The following is an 18,671-nucleotide window of genomic DNA, read 5'->3' on the forward strand; positions in this document are numbered from 1 at the left end:
TTTGTGGAGTAATTAATAAAAAGCTTATGAAGGTGGGTAATTATGCAAACAGCTATTGCATTTATCGTAATTTTTGGCTCGCTCGTATTTTTCCATGAGCTAGGACATTTCCTATTCGCTAAGCGCGCAGGAATTATGGTACGAGAATTTGCCATTGGGATGGGGCCAAAAATCTTTGGTATGACGAAAGGCGAAACTGTTTATACGTTACGCTTACTTCCAATAGGTGGATATGTTCGTATGGCTGGCGATGATTTAGATTCGGTTGAATTACAGCCGGGCTATCGTGTTGGCTTATTAATGAATGAAGATAATGTCGTTGAGAAGATTGTTTTAAATCAAAATAGCCAGCATCCGAATATTTTATTTATGGAAGTTGAGCGTGCAGATTTAGAGCATGAGCTATGGATTGAAGGCTACGATGAGGATGAAAATCTAGTGCGCTACAATGTTTCACGTACGGCGACGATTGTGGAAAATGGCAAAGAAACAATGATTGCTCCTTATGACCGTACATTTAATGCGAAAACGGTCGGACAGCGCTCAATGGCTATTTTTGCAGGACCGTTATTTAATTTTATTTTAGCCTTTTTCCTGTTTTTAATGATGGGGCTTTTACAAGGTGTGCCTACAAACGAATCGCTGCCGAAAATTGCACAAGTTGCAGACGACGGTGTAGCGAGTGCTGTTGGCTTAGAGCGTAACGATGTTGTAACAGCAATTGATGGCAAAAGTATTTCAACATGGGAAGAGCTGTCACAAGCAATCCAAGCGAAAATGGGACAACCTATGCAAATGGAAGTGAATCGTGACGGTCAACTATTAACTTTTGAATTAACACCGAGAATTGTACAAAATGACCAAGGTGAAAAAGTTGGACAAATTGGTATTTATGCGGCACGAGCTTATGAAAAATCTCCGATAAAGGCTGTAGCCTACGCGGGAGAGCTGACATATGAAACAGCGACAATGATTTTTAAAGCTGTTATTAAGCTTGTGACAGCACAATTGTCGATTGATGAGCTGTCAGGTCCTGTTGGTATTTATAAATATACGGAGGAAGCGACATCCTACGGCATATTTAATTTAATGTTTTGGGCGGGAGCACTGAGCATGAACTTAGGAATTATGAATTTATTGCCGCTACCAGCACTTGACGGCGGACGGTTATTATTCTTCGGTTTTGAGGCTTTGCGCGGGAAACCGATTGATCGTCAAAAGGAAGGGCTTGTGCATTTTGTTGGCATCGTGTTACTGATGATTTTAATGATTGTCGTAACATGGAACGATATTCAGAAGTTTTTCTTTTAATATCTTTCACCAATGTTTACTGCGACGAATAACCGCGCAAGTAAATTACTTTTTACTGAGAACGTAGCGACAAATCTTATTTGTCCCGATAGCAAGGCAACAGGTATAGCTTCAGAAATCTCAAGCACCTATAGGCGGCGAGATGAATGAATTCATTAGGCTCATATCAATGGGCGTGTAAATACCCGCTGAAAGAAGTTCAGCCTCCGGCGGATGTTGCAGATTTTGAAGAGGAATTTTTGAGCTAGCTCGAAAAAATCTAGACGCAATTACGCAGAGGTGTAATTGAAATAGTAGCATCTAAAGCAAAATTTGTTTAAGCTATCTATATAATTAATTTAAAGGTGGAACTATATATGAAACAAAGTTTAACATTCATTCCAACATTGCGGGAAACGCCAGCAGATGCGGATGTCCAATCACATAAGGCATTATTACGTGCAGGCTTTATTCGTCAAAATGCGAGTGGTGTTTATTCCTATTTACCATTAGCGAAGCGTGTATTGACAAAAATTGAACAAATTATTCGTGAAGAGATGGAAGCAATCAATTCAATTGAACTACTAATGCCATCATTACAACCAGCAGAGCTTTGGCAAGAATCCGGTCGCTGGGAAGCGTATGGTCCAGAATTAATGCGTTTGAAAGACCGCCATGAACGTGATTTCGCACTAGGTCCAACGCATGAAGAGGTAATTACAACATTAGTGCGTGATGAAATTAAATCGTATAAAAAACTTCCAATTACGCTATACCAAATTCAAACAAAATTCCGCGATGAAAAGCGTCCACGCTTTGGTTTATTACGCGGTCGCGAATTTATTATGAAGGATGCCTATTCATTCCATGCATCAAGAGAGAGCTTAGATGAAACGTATGAGGATATGTATCGTGCTTATTCAAATATTTTTACACGTCTTGGTTTGAATTTCCGTGCAGTTATTGCAGATGCAGGCTCAATTGGTGGTAAAGGCACACATGAATTTATGGTATTATCGAAAATTGGTGAAGATACAATTGCTTATTCAGATTCATCAGATTATGCTGCCAATATCGAAATGGCAGAAGTAATCGTAGATTATAAAGCGAGTAGTGTCGCACAAAAAGAGCTTGAAAAAGTGGCGACACCAAATGCGAAGACGATTGAAGAGGTAAGTAACTTCCTTTCTGTTGATGCAGCAAACTGCATTAAATCATTAGTGTTTAATGTGGATGGGGAACTTGTTGTTGTGTTAGCGCGTGGTGACCACGAAATTAATGATATTAAATTGAAAAATGCTTTAGGTGCTACCTCTGTAGAATTAGCAGAAGAAGCGGATATTAAAAACTTATTGAATTGTACGCCAGGCTCAATCGGACCGATTAAACTACCTGTTGAAGTAAAGGTTATTGCAGACCATGCGATAAAAACGATTCGCAATGGTGTAGCGGGTGCAAACGATGATGGCTTCCACTATACAAATGTCAATCCAGAGCGTGATTTCGCTATTAATAGCTATGAAGATATTCGTTTTATTCAAGAGGGAGACCCATCACCAGACGGTCATGGTACAATTAAATTTGCTGAAGGTATTGAAGTAGGACATATTTTCAAGCTAGGCACAACTTATTCGGCTAAAATGGACGGCACGTTTTTAGATGAACAAGGGAAGGCACAGCCATTTATTATGGGCTGCTACGGCATTGGTGTATCACGTATACTAGCTGCTGTGGCAGAGCAATTCCAAGATGACAATGGCTTTATCTGGCCAAATCAGCTTGCGCCATATGATGTACATTTAGTCCCTGTTAACTTGAAGGACGAGACGCAAAGCCAGTTGGCAGATGAGCTTTACAGTATTTTAAAATCATACCGTTATGACATACTATTCGATGATCGCCAAGAGCGACCAGGTGTAAAGTTTGCTGATGCAGATTTAATAGGCTTACCGATTCGAATTACAATTGGCAAAAAAGCTTCAGAGGGCATCGTGGAAGTAAAGGTACGTGCGACAGGTGAAACATTTGAATGGGCGAAGGAAGAGGTTGTTGATCGCTTAAGCGAATTTTTCCGCACACACGAATGATATGATATAAAGAAGAACGAGCTGTCTAGAAAGTTTTTGACCTTTCTAGACTGCTCTTTTTTGCTAGAGGAAGGTGACGATGATGACCAACGAACAAGAGGCAAGAACGAGGTTTTTAATGCTCTTACAGCAACTAGAACTAACGGATGATATTTATATGTCGTTATTTGAAGAGGGCGAGCTAACGAGATTATCTGTTCATAAAAAAAATCGCATATGGTGCTTCGTCATTAAGTTGCAAAACATACTGCCATATAAAGTATACCAGCTACTTATTGCACGTTTAACAGAGAAGTTTTCACATATTGCAACGATTACATTAACGATTGAGGCGACTGCACCTGTTGTGACAGAGGAGCTAGTACTAGATTATTGGCTGCCGACAATCAGGCAGCTAGAAGATATGTCGCCGCCATTGAAAAATCAATTGATGGGGCAAAAACCGCAATGGACAGGGCATAAATTGATTGCTACAACAATGCATGAAATAGAGCAAATGTCATTAAAATCGAAATATACGGATAAGTTATCGGAAAGCTATCAGCAATTTGGCTTCCCGTCTATACCGCTTGAATTTCAATTAGTAGAGCAATCAGACGAAATGAAGCAGGCACACGAGGCGTTTTTGGAGCAGCGTAGACAAGAAGAAGCCATATTAGCACAGCAGGCATTGGAGGATTTTGCTAAGCGCGAGAAGGACAAGGCAGATTCGCCAAATGCAGTGCTAGGTGACAGACCGTTCCAGCTAGGGGCACAAATTAAAGATAGTGAAACGGTGGAAATTCGAACGGTGCTTGAAGAGGAACGCTCAATCGTATTAGAGGGCTTTGTCTTCATTTCGGAAGTCAAGGTGCTAAAAAGTGGTCGCTCCTTATTAGAGTTCAAAATGACCGACTATACGGACTCAATTTTAGTCAAAATGTTTTCGCGAGATGATAGTGATGCGGAATTAATGGCACAACTTTCAAAAGGTATGTGGGTAAAAGTTCGTGGTTCTGTACAAATGGATACATTCGCACGCGATTTAGTAGTGATGGCACGTGATATTGTAGAAATAAAGAAGGAAACGAGAAAAGACCTTGCACCAGAAGGACGCAAGCGCGTTGAATTGCATATGCATACACCGATGAGTCAAATGGATGCAGTAACACCTGTAGATAAATTAGTTGGACAGGCTGCTAAATGGGGGCATCCTGCTGTAGCAATTACAGACCATGCTGTCGTGCAAGCATTTCCGGAGGCTTATGCTGCTGGTAAAAAACATGGCATTAAAATTATTTATGGTGTAGAGGCGAATTTAGTCGACTCAGCGGCGCTCATTGCCTATGAAGAACAGCATATTAATCTAGAAAATGCCACATTCGTTGTGTTTGACGTCGAAACGACAGGTTTATCTACTGTGTATGACACGATTATTGAGCTCGCAGCAGTCAAAATTCAAAATGGGCAAGTGATTGGCCGCTTTGAACGCTTTGCGAACCCGCATAAGCCGCTAACAGCAAATATTATTGACTTAACTCATATTACCGATGATATGTTAAGAGACGCACCAGAGGTAGAAGATGTTGTACGTGAGTTTCATGAATTTATTGGCGATAGCATTGTTGTGGCACATAACGCTTCATTCGATATTGGCTTTTTATACGTTGCCTACCAAAAATACGGCATTAGTAATGATAAGCATCCTGTTATTGATACGTTAGAGCTATCACGTATGTTAAATCCAACATTGAAAAACCATCGTCTAAACACGCTGTGTAAACGCTATGGTGTGGAGCTAACACAGCACCACCGCGCTATTTATGATACGGAGGCAACAGGTGAGCTAATGCTCCATCTTTTAAAAGAAGCGCATGATAAAGGCATTAAGTATCATGATGACTTTAACCGTTATGTTGGTGGAGATGACAGCTATAAACAGGCTAGACCTTCACATTGCACTATTTTAGCGGTTAATGAAATTGGCTTGAAAAATTTATTTAAGCTTATTTCGATTGCCCATACAGAGACGTTTTATCGTGTACCGAGATTGAAAAAGAGCGATTTACAAAAATACCGTGAAGGTTTGATTATTGGCTCAGGATGCTCGAATGGTGAGCTTTTTGAAACGATTATGAATAAAACGCCTGAAGAAGCTGAGCGAGTGGCAAAGTTTTATGATTATATTGAAGTACATCCAAAACCTGTTTATTCGCAACTGATTGATCGCGGAACAATTCATGACGAATGGAATTTAGAGGATATTATTCGCAGGCTCGTGAAGCTCGGGAAGAAATTAAATATCCCCGTTGCAGCGACAGGCAATGTCCATTATTTAGATGAAACAGATGGGAAGTTTAGACAAATTTTAATTGGCTCGATGGGCGGTGCTAATCCGCTTAATCGTTATCCTTTGCCAAAGGTGCATTTTAGAACAACTGATGAGATGCTTGCACAATTTGATTTTTTAGGTCCTGATTTGGCAGAGGAAGTTGTCGTTACGAATACGCAATTAATAGCAGACATGATTGGCGATGTAAAGCCGATTAAAGATGATTTATATACACCTAAAATTGAAGGCTCTGATGATGAAGTAACAAACTTAACATACGAAATGGCGCATCACATTTACGGAGAAGAATTACCCGAAATCGTGCAGGCACGCATTGACAAAGAGTTAAAATCGATTTTAGGTCACGGCTTTGGGGTTATTTATTTAATTTCTGCAAAGCTTGTAAAAAAATCGTTAGCAGATGGTTATTTAGTAGGGTCACGTGGCTCAGTAGGCTCCTCTTTAGTTGCCACCTTTATGGAAATTACAGAGGTTAATCCATTACCACCACATTATATTTGCCCGAGCTGTAAGCATTCGGAGTTTATCGCTGACGGGTCTGTTGCCTCAGGCTTTGACTTACCGAACAAAGATTGTGTTCAATGTGGCACACCTTATAAAAAAGACGGTCAAGATATTCCTTTTGAAACCTTTTTAGGATTTAAAGGGGATAAAGTTCCAGATATTGACTTGAACTTCTCGGGTGAATATCAGCCACAGGCTCATAACTATACAAAGGTTTTATTCGGTGAGGACTATGTTTTCCGTGCAGGAACGATTGGTACGGTAGCAGAAAAAACAGCATACGGCTATGTTAAAGGCTATGCAAGTGATAATAATTTAACATTCCGCGGGGCAGAAGTAGACCGGCTTGTGCAAGGGTGTACAGGGGTAAAGAGAACGACAGGGCAGCATCCAGGAGGCATTATTGTAGTGCCTGATTATATGGATATTTATGATTTCTCGCCAGTGCAATTTCCGGCTGACGCACAGGATGCTGAATGGAAAACGACACACTTCGATTTCCACTCAATCCATGACAATATTTTAAAGCTTGATATATTAGGGCACGATGACCCAACAGTCATTCGTATGCTGCAAGATTTATCGGGCATTGACCCGAAAACAATTCCGACAGACGACCCAGAAGTAATGAAAATTTTCAGTACGACGGAATCGCTTGGTGTTACGACTGAGCAAATCGGAACAAAAACAGGAACACTCGGTATTCCAGAATTCGGTACACGCTTTGTGCGCCAAATGTTAGAGGAAACGAAGCCATCCACGTTTAGTGAATTAGTACAAATTTCAGGTTTATCTCATGGAACGGATGTATGGCTTGGCAATGCACAGGAATTAATTAAAAATGGCACATGTGTATTAGCGGAAGTAATCGGCTGTCGTGATGATATTATGGTGTATTTAATTTATCAAGGATTGGAGCCCGCATTTGCCTTTAAAATCATGGAGTCTGTTCGTAAAGGGAAAGGTTTGACGGATGAAATGGAAGAGGAAATGCGTAAAAACAAAGTGCCAGAGTGGTATATCGACTCCTGTAAAAAGATTAAATATATGTTCCCGAAAGCCCATGCGGCTGCCTACGTATTAATGGCAGTGCGCATCGCATGGTTTAAAGTGCATCATCCAATATTGTACTACGCGGCATATTTCACAGTTCGTGCAGATGATTTCGATTTAATTGCCATGAAGCAGGGGCCTGCTGTCATTCGGACAAAAATTGATGAAATCAATGCGAAGGGCTTAGATGCGAGCCCGAAAGAAAAAAACTTAATGACAGTGCTTGAAATTGCACTAGAAATGTGTGAGCGAGGAATGTACTTTAAATCGGTTGACTTGTATCGTTCAACAGCAAGTGAGTTTATTATTGATGGCAATGCTTTAATCCCGCCATTCGATGCTATACCAGGTCTTGGAACAAACGTAGCGAAGCAAATTGTTATTGCACGTGAGGAAGGCGAATTTTTATCGAAGGAAGATTTACAACGACGTGGTCGCGTATCGAAAACGCTAATTGAGTATATGGACCAGTTAGGCTGTTTAGAAGGATTGCCCGACGCCAACCAGCTTTCGTTGTTCTAGCTAGTAAGTGGGGATATTTGCAATTGTTTTCGAGGTATGCTATTGTAAGTGTAACAATTTGTTGATAGTTCGCAGCAAAAGAGTGGGTTTCTCCCGCTCTTTTCTGTTGTTTACAACAACAAAAAAGCTAAAATTAGTGGTATTGCTACAGAAGCATAAGTTTTTGAGATGGTACAGACAGCGAGTTACACCAATTTCTCATAACGCAATGTGAATAACAAACAATAAAGCAAATAAATTTAAAGTACAACAACATATGAGGAGGATATGATGAGCAAAGTTACTTCAACTATTGAAGCGCTCGTAACGCCTATTATTGCTGAATTAAATCTTGAATTAGTGGATGTCGAGTTTGTGAAGGAAGGTCGCAACTATTTTCTGCGTATTTATATCGATACGCCAGAGGGTGGGATTGACATTGATCAATGTGCACAAGTAAGTGAACGTTTAAGTGTCATTTTGGATGAAAAGGACCCGATTGAGCAAAATTATTATTTAGAAGTATCTTCACCAGGTGCAGAACGCCCGTTAAAGAAAGAACAAGACTTTGTTCAAGCAGTTGGTAAATATATTTATGTGAAAACATACGAGCCAGTGAAGGATATGAAAGAATTTCATGGTTATTTAACTGCATATACTGAACAAGGTTTGGAAATGGAAATTCGCATTAAGACACGCAAAATCAATGTACAAATCGATAAAGAAAAAGTAGCGCAGGCTAGGCTTGCGATTGACTTTTCAGATAAGCAAATTTAGGAGTGAACAAAAATGAGTAGTGATTTACTAGATGCTTTAACGGCCCTTGAGGTGCAAAAAGGGATTTCAAGAGAAGTATTAATTGAAGCAATTGAGGCGGCATTAGTAACAGCGTATAAACGCAATTTTAACCAAGCGCAAAATGTGCGAGTAGATTTAAACCTAGATAAAGGAACGATGCTCGTCTATTCTCGTAAAGACGTTGTAGAAGAAGTGGAAGATGATCGTTTAGAAATCTCAGTAGAAGATGCAAAAATGATTAATCCTGCATATGAAATTGGCGATGTATTGGAACAAGAAGTAACACCACGTAATTTTGGTCGTATTGCAGCTCAAACAGCGAAACAAGTTGTTACACAGCGTGTTCGTGAAGCAGAGCGCGGCTTAATTTATGAAGAGTATGTAGACCGCGAAGATGATATCGTAGTCGGTACAATTGAGCGCCAAGATGCACGTAATATCTACGTATCACTAGGTAAAGTAGAGGCGGCATTACCAGTAAACGAGCAAATTCAAGGTGAGGTCTATAAACCGCAATCACGCATTCGTGTTTATATTACAAAAGTAGAGCGTACAACACGTGGTCCACAAGTAATTGTTTCACGTACACATCCAGGTTTGTTACGTCGCTTATTTGAAATGGAAGTGCCTGAAATATTTGACGGTACAGTAGAAATCAAATCGATTGCGCGTGAAGCTGGAGACCGTTCAAAAATCTCTGTATTCGCACACAATCCAGAGGTAGACCCAGTGGGCTCATGTGTCGGTGCTAAAGGTGCGCGTGTACAGACAATTGTGAATGAATTAAGCGGTGAAAAAATTGATATTGTTGAATGGTCTGAAGACCCGATTGTGTTCGTAGCAAATGCTTTAAGTCCATCAAAAGTATTAGATGTGCAAGTAAATGAAGAAGAAAAGTCTACAACAGTTGTTGTACCAGACTATCAACTTTCACTAGCAATAGGAAAACGTGGTCAAAATGCGCGACTTGCAGCGAAGCTAACAGGCTGGAAAATCGATATCAAAAGTGAAACAGATGCACGTGAATTAGGAATTTATCCTTCTGAAACGAGCACATTCGTTCCACAAAATAACAATACGGCAGCATATGATGATATCGAATATGATTTATATCAGGATGATGAAGAATAATCATATGAAGAAAATAGTTTAGCTTCTCACAAGCAACTCTTCTAGCATGACGGGAAAAGTGCTTGTGAGTAAGCAAGCAGAAAGTGCTGAAGTTTTGGAGGGAAGGTGAGCGAGGATGGCTATGCAAAGAAAAGTGCCTTTACGCAAATGCGTAGCAACGGGCGAAATGCATCCGAAAAAAGAAATGATTCGTGTTGTACGTTCGAAAGAAGGCGAAGTATCTGTTGATACAACAGGTAAAAAGTCAGGACGCGGAGCTTATGTTTCTAAAACGGAGCAGGCTGTTGAAGAGGCACGTAAAAAAAATAGCTTAGGAAAACAACTTGAAGTAGCAATTCCAGAAGATGTATACGAGGAGCTATTAAAGCTTATTCGCAGGGAGTCTATTTTATGATGAACAGTGCAATACTGCAATTATTAGGGCTAGCTGCCAGAGCGAGAAAAGTTGTTTCTGGAGAAGAATTAGTCGTAAAGGAAGTGCGTACAGGAGGAGCGAAATTAGTTTTCCTCGCAAACGATGCTTCTGCCAATACGGCAAAAAAGATTAAAGATAAATGTACGTATTACAACGTTGAGTTTTATGTTTTTGGAGATCGCTATGATCTAGGACATGCTACAGGAAAGGAAGCGCGTGTAGCATTAGCTATAACCGATAGTGGGTTTGCGAAAAAAATGTCTAGTCTACTCAACGAAAATTAATCGGGGGTGAGCAGATGAGCAAAATTAGAGTTCATGAATATGCGAAAAAGGTAAATAAAACGAGTAAAGAAGTAATGGGACAGCTCACAAAGCTTAATATAGAAGTGAAAAACCATATGTCGATGCTTGATGCTGTAACTATTACAAAGCTTGATTCTGTCTTTCAGCAAGTAGCAGAACCGAAAAAAGCAACACCTGCAAAGTCAGCTGCTAAAAAAGAAGGCTTATCGCAGCACGTGCAAACAGAAGCACGTTCACAATCCAAGCAGCAACAAATGAAAAAAGCGGATAAAGCTCCGAATGTAGAACAAAACAAAGCGTCACAGAGTGACAAATCTAATAATACAAAGGGTAACCAAAATCGAAATATGACACAAAATAACAATCAAAATAGTCGTGGTAAAAGCGGCGGTAATAAGAATAATAATCAAGGCGGCTATCAACAGCGCAAAAAGCCAGGTATCCACGGTGGTAAACGTCGTCCAAATAGAGGACCTCAACAGCCTGTACAAACTGTACAGAAGGAATTACCAGAAAAAATCACATTTTATGAATCATTATCAGTTGCAGAGCTAGCAAAAAAATTACATCGTGAGCCATCTGAAATTATTAAAAAGTTATTTATGCTAGGCGTTATGGCAACAATTAACCAAGAGCTTGATAAAGATGCGATTGAGCTAATTTGTGCTGATTATGGTGTGGAAGTAGAGGAAGAAATACGTGTAGATATTACAGACCTTGAAACACATTTCGAGCAAGAAGTGAGTGAAGAAGAACAACGCGAGCGCCCACCAGTTGTAACGATTATGGGGCACGTTGACCACGGGAAAACATCGCTTTTAGACTCAATTCGTAATACGAAGGTTACTGCTGGCGAAGCAGGTGGTATTACACAGCATATCGGTGCATACCAAGTTGATGCGGATGGTAAGAAAATTACATTCCTTGATACACCAGGTCACGCTGCGTTTACAACGATGCGTGCACGCGGTGCGAAAGTAACAGACTTAGCTATTATCGTTGTTGCAGCAGATGACGGTGTAATGCCTCAAACGGTAGAAGCAATTAACCACGCGAAGGCAGCAGAGGTTCCAATTATTGTCGCAATTAACAAAATGGATAAACCAACTGCTAATCCAGACCGTGTAATGCAAGAATTAACTGAGCATGGCTTAGTTCCAGAAGATTGGGGCGGCGATACGATTTTCGTACCAATTTCTGCACTGAAAGGTGAAGGAATCGACCAATTATTAGAAATGATTTTACTTGTTTCTGAAGTTGGCGAACTAAAAGCAAGCCCAGCTCGCTCTGCAATCGGTACAGTAATTGAGGCTCAATTAGATAAAGGTCGCGGTTCTGTTGCGACATTATTAGTACAAGATGGAACATTACGTGTCGGTGACCCAATCGTAGTAGGTCATGCATACGGTCGTGTACGTGCGATGGTAAATGATATAGGTCGCCGTGTGAAGGAAGCAGGCCCATCTACACCAGTTGAAATTACAGGTTTAAATGATGTACCACAAGCTGGTGACCGATTTGTTGTATTCGAAGACGAGAAAACAGCTCGTTCAGTTGGTGAATCACGTGCAATGACTGCGATTCAAGCACAACGCTCTGAAAAACAACGCGTAACATTAGACAACTTGTTTGAGCAAATGAGCCAAGGTGAAATGAAGGAGTTAAACTTAATCGTTAAAGCCGATGTACAAGGTACAGTAGAGGCGATGGCTGCATCATTAATGAAAATTGATGTGGAAGGCGTTAATGTGAAAATTATCCACACAGGTGCTGGTGCAATTACTGAGTCAGATATTTCATTAGCAGCAGCTTCAAATGCGATTGTGATTGGTTTCAACGTTCGCCCTGATGCGAATGCTAAACGCGCGGCTGAGGAAGAGGGAGTAGATATCCGTCTACACCGCATTATTTATAAAGTAATTGAAGAAATCGAACAAGCGATGAAAGGGATGCTTGATCCAGAATACGAAGAAAAAATCGTTGGTCAGGCGGAAGTTCGTCAAACGATTCGCGTATCGAAGGTTGGTACAATTGCAGGTTCTTACGTAACTGAAGGTAAAATGGTGCGCGATGCAGGTGTACGTGTTATCCGTGAAGGAATCGTTATTTTTGAAGGAGAGTTAGACTCATTAAAACGCTTCAAAGATGATGCGAAAGAAGTAGCAAGAGGCTATGAATGCGGTATGACGATTAAAAACTACAACGACCTTAAAGAAGGCGACGTAATTGAAGCATTTATAATGGAAGAAATTAAACGTGCATAATGATTGTCTACGCAGAAGTTGAATTCATTATTCATACTGCCCATTCGCTAAAGGAAAAGCGCTCCGTCTTACAAAGGATGGTAACGCGGACAAAACAAAAGTTCAATGTATCGGTTGCAGAAATTGACCATCAAAATGTTTGGCAACGTACGCGACTCGCACTTGTAACAGTTGCCTCCTCTAAGGAGGCGGCTGAGCGTGAAATGATGCATGCACTCCGTTATTTAGAATCCAACCCTGAGTGGGAACAACTAGAATTACTTCGCCAATATTTATAAGGAAATTTGTTAAGGTGGTGACTTTCTATGTCTCTACGATCAAACCGAATTGCCGAGCAAATGAAAAAAGAGCTTGGTGACATTCTTGGACGTAAAATAAAGGATCCTCGTGTAGGCTTTGTCACAGTAACGGATGTTGCAGTAACAGGTGATTTACAGCAGGCAACTGTTTATATTACATCATTAGGCAACGAACGTGAAAGAGAAGAAACGTTAAAAGCATTAGAAAAAGCAGCTGGCTTTATTCGTTCTGAAATCGGCTCACGTATCCGCCTACGTCGTACACCAGAAATTTTATTTGAATTCGATTCTTCTGTAGAATATGGTAATAAAATTGATGCTTTATTGCGTTCATTGCATGAAGATAAATAGAGTAGCGGGCGTCCAAAAAGTGTGCGAAAGCACTGCTTTTTGGACGTTTCGTTTGTGTTTCAGGGGTTGTCCGAAAAGTCTATTTTGTTTTGACACCGCATTAAAATAAATGTTTTCATCGCTTCCTTTTACTGAAGGATAACACTGCTAAAGCGAATGTTCATCCCATTTTTAAAAGAGGCGTTCTCTGTTTATCCCGTATTAACAAATTTGTTTGCGACGAGTAACCGCAGGAGCAGGCTGTAAGACCCCCACTTCAAAACAGCAGATAAAAACAAGATGTTTAAGTGGGGGATCAAACAGCCTGTAAAAACTAAGAATGAGGCCAACACGATGTTGGTCACACAAGCGTTTTCGCAGGATGCGAAGATTCTAGCTTGTGTTCCTCTATCACCAATCAGTGGGGGTGTGCGAAGCCCCCCACTGATTGAAGGTTCACTTTATAGGAATCAACATTTTGCGAAACATCATCGCTACTGTCCAAAATGCAGGCTATGCACGGCTTTTTGGACAGCCCCTTTTTATTAAAACAATTAATTTAGCGACTTTTCCTTTTGAGGAGGGATTTTACAATGAACGGTATTTTACCATTATGGAAAGAACGTGGTATGACGAGCCATGATTGTGTATTTAAGCTACGAAAAATTTTAAAAACTAAAAAAGTAGGTCATACAGGTACGTTAGATCCGAATGTAGAAGGGGTATTGCCTATTTGTATTGGTCAGGCGACAAGAATTGCCGAATACATTACAGATGCAGGAAAAACGTACGAGGCCATTATTAGTATTGGACGAACAACGACAACTGAAGATGCTGAAGGGGAAACAGTTGAACAAAATACTACATATAAATCATTTAGCCGTACGGAAATTTTGGGGGCATTAGAGCGATTAACGGGATTAATTGTGCAGACACCTCCCATGTATTCAGCGGTGAAAGTGAATGGTAAAAAACTTTATGAATATGCGAGAGCAGGACAAGTGGTTGAGCGTCCGACACGACAAGTGACGATTTATGATTTAACATTGTTAGATGAGGCTGACGTATTTGAAGGAGAGCAAGTGCAGTTTTCAATACGTATTAGATGTAGCAAAGGTACATATATTCGTACACTTGCTGTGCAAATAGGTGAGATGCTAGGCTATCCTGCACATATGCAGGCGCTTGTGCGCACAGCCTCTGGTACATTTACAAAGGAAAATTGTTTAACGTTAGCTGAAGTACAGGAATTGATGGAGCAGGAGCGAATTTCTGAGAAAATTTTGCCTGTTGAATATGCATTAACAAGCTATCCTTTTATTGAAATAGATGAAACGAATGCCAAGCAAATTTTTAATGGACAAGTGCTAGAAATGCATGCATTATTAAAGCAGCATCAGAAAATTGTCTATGCAAAAAATGGATTTGCGAGGGCGATTTATATCGCACATCCAACAAAGGAAAACATGATGAAACCAGAAAAAATGTTCCCTGAAATAGAGCAGGAGGTATAAATACTAATGGAAGTCATTTATTTAAAATACCCTCATCAGTTAGAGCGACCAGAAGCGGCTTACTCATTAGCAGTTGGCTTTTTCGATGGTGTCCATAAAGGGCATCAAGCTGTTATCGAGCATGCAGTGCGCAAGGCACAAGAATTAGGCATTAAAAGTGCTGTAATGACATTTGACCCGCATCCTACTATTGTATTAGGTGCTCGCAATGAGCAAGTATTTTATATTACACCACTTCAGCAAAAGCTAGATACATTAAAAGGATTAGGTGTAGATACGGTATTTGTTGTCAATTTTACATCTGATTTTGCGAAATTATCACCGGAAGAATTTGTGCAGTATTTCATTCGTGATTTATATGTACAGCATGTAACGGCAGGCTTTGATTATTCATTCGGAGCTTTCGGTAAAGGAGATATGCGCTTAATGGAAGAGCTGTCAAACGGCGATTTTGGGGTGACAACGATTGACAAACTGAGCGACTGTGATGAAAAAATTAGCTCCACTCGCATTCGTAAATTGTTAAAAGAAGGCGATATGGAGGAAGTGTGCATGCTGCTTGGTCGCGCATTTGAAGTGCCGGGCATCGTTGTACATGGGGATAAACGTGGACGTACACTCGGTTTTCCAACTGCTAATGTACAATCGATGGCGGGCTGCTTTATTCCAGCAACAGGTGTTTATGCCGTACAAATTTTAGTGCAAAACAAGTGGTATAATGGTGTTTGTAATGTCGGTTATAAACCCACATTTAAAAATCCAGAAGAAAAACAGCTATCGATTGAAGTGCATATTTTTGATTTCGATAAAAATATTTACGGTGAAGAAGTTGTTGTCGGATGGTATAAACGTATTCGTAGCGAACGAAAATTTGCTGGCATTGATGAGCTAATTACACAAATTGAGCTAGATAAGCAAGAAGCAATCAATTACTTTGCGAGTAAAGTATAACACTTTCAGCAAATTAATTTTGTACCGATAACAGGGCGACAGGTAAAGGTACAGAGTCTATAGATGCCGAGAGGTGTGATTGAAATAGTTGCTTGCTGTTATCTAGTATGATATAATTCCTAAAGTGTTCAATATGCACTAAACCTTAGCTCGGCTTTCCGTTACTCCTGACGATTGCTGTGCTACAGGGGATAATTCAATTATAGGAGGTCATTTCAAATGGCAATTACAAAAGAACGTAAAAACGAAATTATCGCTGAGTACCGTACTCACGAAGGCGACACTGGTTCTCCAGAAGTACAAATCGCTGTGTTAACTGCAGAAATTAATGCATTAAACACGCACTTACGTACACACAAAAAAGATTTCCACTCAGAGCGTGGTCTTTTCAAAATGGTAGGTCGTCGTCGTCACTTATTAAAATATCTTCGTGAAACAGACGTACAACGCTACCGTGAATTAATTACACGTTTAGGCTTACGTCGCTAATCTCATATAAAAAGCGGGAAACTTCCCGCTTTTTATTTATGTATAAAAACTTTCAATGAAAATAAAAAAATTTAGCATAGAAACTACATTTTTGATACACTAACTATAGTACATACAAAAAAAGCTGAAGTAGGGTGTAAAAGTAGAAAGGGGTTCATCAGATGAACGACAAAAAAGTCTATTCTTATGAATGGGCTGGCCGTCCACTCGTAATAGAAGTAGGACAGTTAGCAAAACAAGCAAATGGCGCTGCATTAATTCGCTACGGCGAAACGGCAGTTTTAGCAACAGCCACAATGTCAAAATCACCAAAGCCATTAGATTTCTTCCCATTAACAGTGAACTATGAAGAACGTCTATACGCGGCAGGTAAAATTCCAGGTGGTTTCATTAAACGTGAAGGGCGTCCATCAGAAAACGCGATTTTAGCATCTCGTTTAATTGACCGTCCAATTCGTCCGATGTTCCCAGATGGTTTCCGAAACGAAGTACAAGTAATTTCAATGGTTATGTCAAATGATTCAAATTGTCCGTCAGATGTAGCAGCAATGTTTGGCTCTTCGTTAGCATTAGCGATTTCAGATATCCCATTCGATGGACCAATCGCAGGTGTACATGTTGGTTATATTAATAATGAATTCGTATTGAACCCAACAACAGAGCAAATGGAAGAAAGCACAATTCATTTATCTGTTGCTGGTAATAAAGATGCAATTAACATGGTAGAAGCAGGTGCTTTAGAAGTACCAGAGGAAATTATGTTAGAAGCAATTATGTTTGGTCATGAGGAAATTAAAAAATTAATCGCTTTCCAAGAGCAAATTGTAGCTGAAGTAGGGAAAGCAAAAATAGAGGTCGAACTTTACGAGTTAGACCCTGAATTAACAGCAGCGGTAAAAGCAGTTTGTGAGGCAGATATGAATGCTGCAATTCAAACAGTTGAAAAGCATGCGCGTGAAGATGCCATTACAGCTGTCAAAGAGCGTGTATTAGCTTCTTACGTAGAGCAGGAAGCTGATGAGGAAACAATTAAGCAAGTGAAAGGCATTTTAGATCAAATGGTGAAGGATGAAGTGCGCCGTTTAATTACTGAGGATAAAGTGCGTCCAGATGGCCGTAAGCTTGATGAAATTCGCGCACTATCCTCTGAAGCGGGCTTGCTTGACCGTACACACGGTTCAGCTTTATTCACACGTGGTCAAACACAAGCATTATCAATTTGTACGTTAGGCGCATTAGGCGATGTACAAATTATTGATGGCTTAGGTATTGAGGAATCAAAACGTTTTATGCATCACTATAATTTCCCACAATTCTCTGTTGGAGAAACAGGACCTATACGTGGTCCGGGGCGTCGAGAAATTGGTCATGGTGCACTAGGTGAACGTGCATTATTAGCAGTTATTCCTAATGAAGTAGAGTTCCCATATACAATTCGTTGCGTATCTGAAGTATTAGAATCAAATGGTTCGACTTCACAAGCTTCAATCTGTGCATCGACATTAGCAATGATGGATGCAGGTGTACCATTAAAAGCACCGGTAGCGGGTATTGCGATGGGTCTTATTAAAAAGGACGAGCACTATTCCATTTTAACGGATATTCAAGGGATGGAAGACCATCTTGGTGATATGGACTTTAAAGTAGCCGGTACAGCTAAAGGTGTAACAGCATTGCAAATGGATATTAAAATTGATGGTTTATCACGTAATATTTTAGAGGAAGCATTAGCACAGGCAAAAATTGGTCGTATGCATATTTTAGAGCATATGATGACAACGTTAAACGAGCCACGCAAATCATTATCAAAATATGCACCAAAAATTATTACGATTAAAATTAATCCTGATAAAATCCGTGATGTAATCGGACCAGGTGGTAAGCAAATTAATAAAATTATTGATGAAACAGGCGTGAAAATTGATACTGAGCAAGACGGTACAATTTATATTTCTTCAGCAAACGAAGAAATGAACAATCGCGCGAAAGAAATTATTGAATCCATCGTACGTGAAGCAAAAGTAGGCGAATACTACTTAGCGACTGTGAAACGTATCGAAAAATTCGGTGCATTCTGTGAAATTTTCCCAGGCAAAGACGGTTTACTACACATTTCAGAAATTCAAGAAGAACGTACGAAAGCTGTGGAGGATGTATTAAAGCTTGGCGATCAATTACTAGTGAAATGTATCGAAATCGATAACCAAGGTCGCGTGAATTTATCACGTAAAGTAGTGATTAAAGAAGAAAAAGAACGAGCTGAACAACAGCAATAAAGTAAAACTCCAATGTGGAACCGTCTAAAATATCATTTGGGGACGGTTTCCCCATGACAGATAATAAAAAAACATTAATGGCTGTCTGGAAAGTGGTGCGTTAGCCTACTTTCTTGACGGCTTTTTTGCAAG

The 18,671-nt window shown here is 40.0% G+C and carries 14 protein-coding genes; all 14 read left to right on the plus strand.

Translation table 11 applies throughout. The features are described from left to right. The first annotated feature begins 42 nt into the window (after positions 1 to 42). Positions 43 to 1,311 (plus strand): RIP metalloprotease RseP, encoded by a 1,269-nt coding sequence (gene rseP / locus C9J36_RS04085; protein WP_107942299.1) that lies wholly within the window; start codon positions 43 to 45, stop codon positions 1,309 to 1,311. Positions 1,312 to 1,667: 356 nt separating this feature from the next. Then, positions 1,668 to 3,377: a proline--tRNA ligase gene (locus tag C9J36_RS04090; RefSeq protein ID WP_066170136.1), complete on the plus strand. Its 1,710-nt coding sequence runs from the start codon at positions 1,668 to 1,670 to the stop codon at positions 3,375 to 3,377. 82 nt (positions 3,378 to 3,459) lie between these two features. Beyond that, a complete protein-coding gene (locus C9J36_RS04095) occupies positions 3,460 to 7,788 on the plus strand; it encodes a PolC-type DNA polymerase III (RefSeq protein ID WP_066170324.1) in 4,329 nt (1,442 codons plus the stop codon). Between the two features lie 270 nt (positions 7,789 to 8,058). Beyond that, a complete protein-coding gene (rimP, locus tag C9J36_RS04100) occupies positions 8,059 to 8,544 on the plus strand; it encodes a ribosome maturation factor RimP (protein ID WP_066170139.1) in 486 nt (161 codons plus the stop codon). A gap of 12 nt (positions 8,545 to 8,556) precedes the next feature. Then, positions 8,557 to 9,696, plus strand: coding sequence for a transcription termination factor NusA (gene nusA, locus C9J36_RS04105; RefSeq protein ID WP_066170142.1), 1,140 nt, complete (start codon positions 8,557 to 8,559; stop codon positions 9,694 to 9,696). 115 nt (positions 9,697 to 9,811) lie between these two features. Beyond that, positions 9,812 to 10,090, plus strand: coding sequence for an RNase P modulator RnpM (gene rnpM / locus C9J36_RS04110; RefSeq protein ID WP_066170145.1), 279 nt, complete (start codon positions 9,812 to 9,814; stop codon positions 10,088 to 10,090). After that, positions 10,087 to 10,395 (plus strand): YlxQ family RNA-binding protein, encoded by a 309-nt coding sequence (locus C9J36_RS04115; RefSeq protein ID WP_066170148.1) that lies wholly within the window; start codon positions 10,087 to 10,089, stop codon positions 10,393 to 10,395. The genes rnpM and C9J36_RS04115 overlap by 4 nt, the downstream gene beginning before the upstream one ends. Before the next feature lie 14 nt (positions 10,396 to 10,409). Then, complete coding sequence (gene infB / locus C9J36_RS04120; protein ID WP_107942300.1) at positions 10,410 to 12,680, plus strand: translation initiation factor IF-2; 2,271 nt, start codon at positions 10,410 to 10,412, stop codon at positions 12,678 to 12,680. Continuing rightward, positions 12,680 to 12,958 (plus strand): DUF503 domain-containing protein, encoded by a 279-nt coding sequence (locus C9J36_RS04125; RefSeq protein WP_066170154.1) that lies wholly within the window; start codon positions 12,680 to 12,682, stop codon positions 12,956 to 12,958. Before infB ends, C9J36_RS04125 begins: the two co-directional genes overlap by 1 nt. A 27-nt stretch (positions 12,959 to 12,985) precedes the next feature. Beyond that, positions 12,986 to 13,330, plus strand: coding sequence for a 30S ribosome-binding factor RbfA (gene rbfA, locus C9J36_RS04130; protein WP_066170157.1), 345 nt, complete (start codon positions 12,986 to 12,988; stop codon positions 13,328 to 13,330). A 572-nt stretch (positions 13,331 to 13,902) separates the two neighbouring features. Beyond that, the gene (gene truB, locus C9J36_RS04135) at positions 13,903 to 14,823 is read left to right on the plus strand and encodes a tRNA pseudouridine(55) synthase TruB (RefSeq protein ID WP_107942301.1); all 921 of its coding nucleotides are present in this window, start codon (positions 13,903 to 13,905) and stop codon (positions 14,821 to 14,823) included. Positions 14,824 to 14,829: 6 nt separating this feature from the next. Further along, positions 14,830 to 15,774, plus strand: a complete 945-nt coding sequence (locus C9J36_RS04140) for a bifunctional riboflavin kinase/FAD synthetase (RefSeq protein WP_107942302.1) — start codon at positions 14,830 to 14,832, stop codon at positions 15,772 to 15,774. A 219-nt stretch (positions 15,775 to 15,993) separates the two neighbouring features. Then, entirely contained in the window at positions 15,994 to 16,263 is a 270-nt protein-coding gene (gene rpsO, locus C9J36_RS04145; protein WP_042472014.1) for a 30S ribosomal protein S15, read from the plus strand. Between the two features lie 161 nt (positions 16,264 to 16,424). Next, positions 16,425 to 18,539, plus strand: coding sequence for a polyribonucleotide nucleotidyltransferase (pnp, locus tag C9J36_RS04150; RefSeq protein ID WP_107942303.1), 2,115 nt, complete (start codon positions 16,425 to 16,427; stop codon positions 18,537 to 18,539). The last annotated feature ends 132 nt before the right edge of the window (positions 18,540 to 18,671 follow it).

Source organism: Metasolibacillus fluoroglycofenilyticus (genome assembly GCF_003049645.1).
GTDB classification, from domain to species: domain Bacteria; phylum Bacillota; class Bacilli; order Bacillales_A; family Planococcaceae; genus Metasolibacillus; species Metasolibacillus fluoroglycofenilyticus.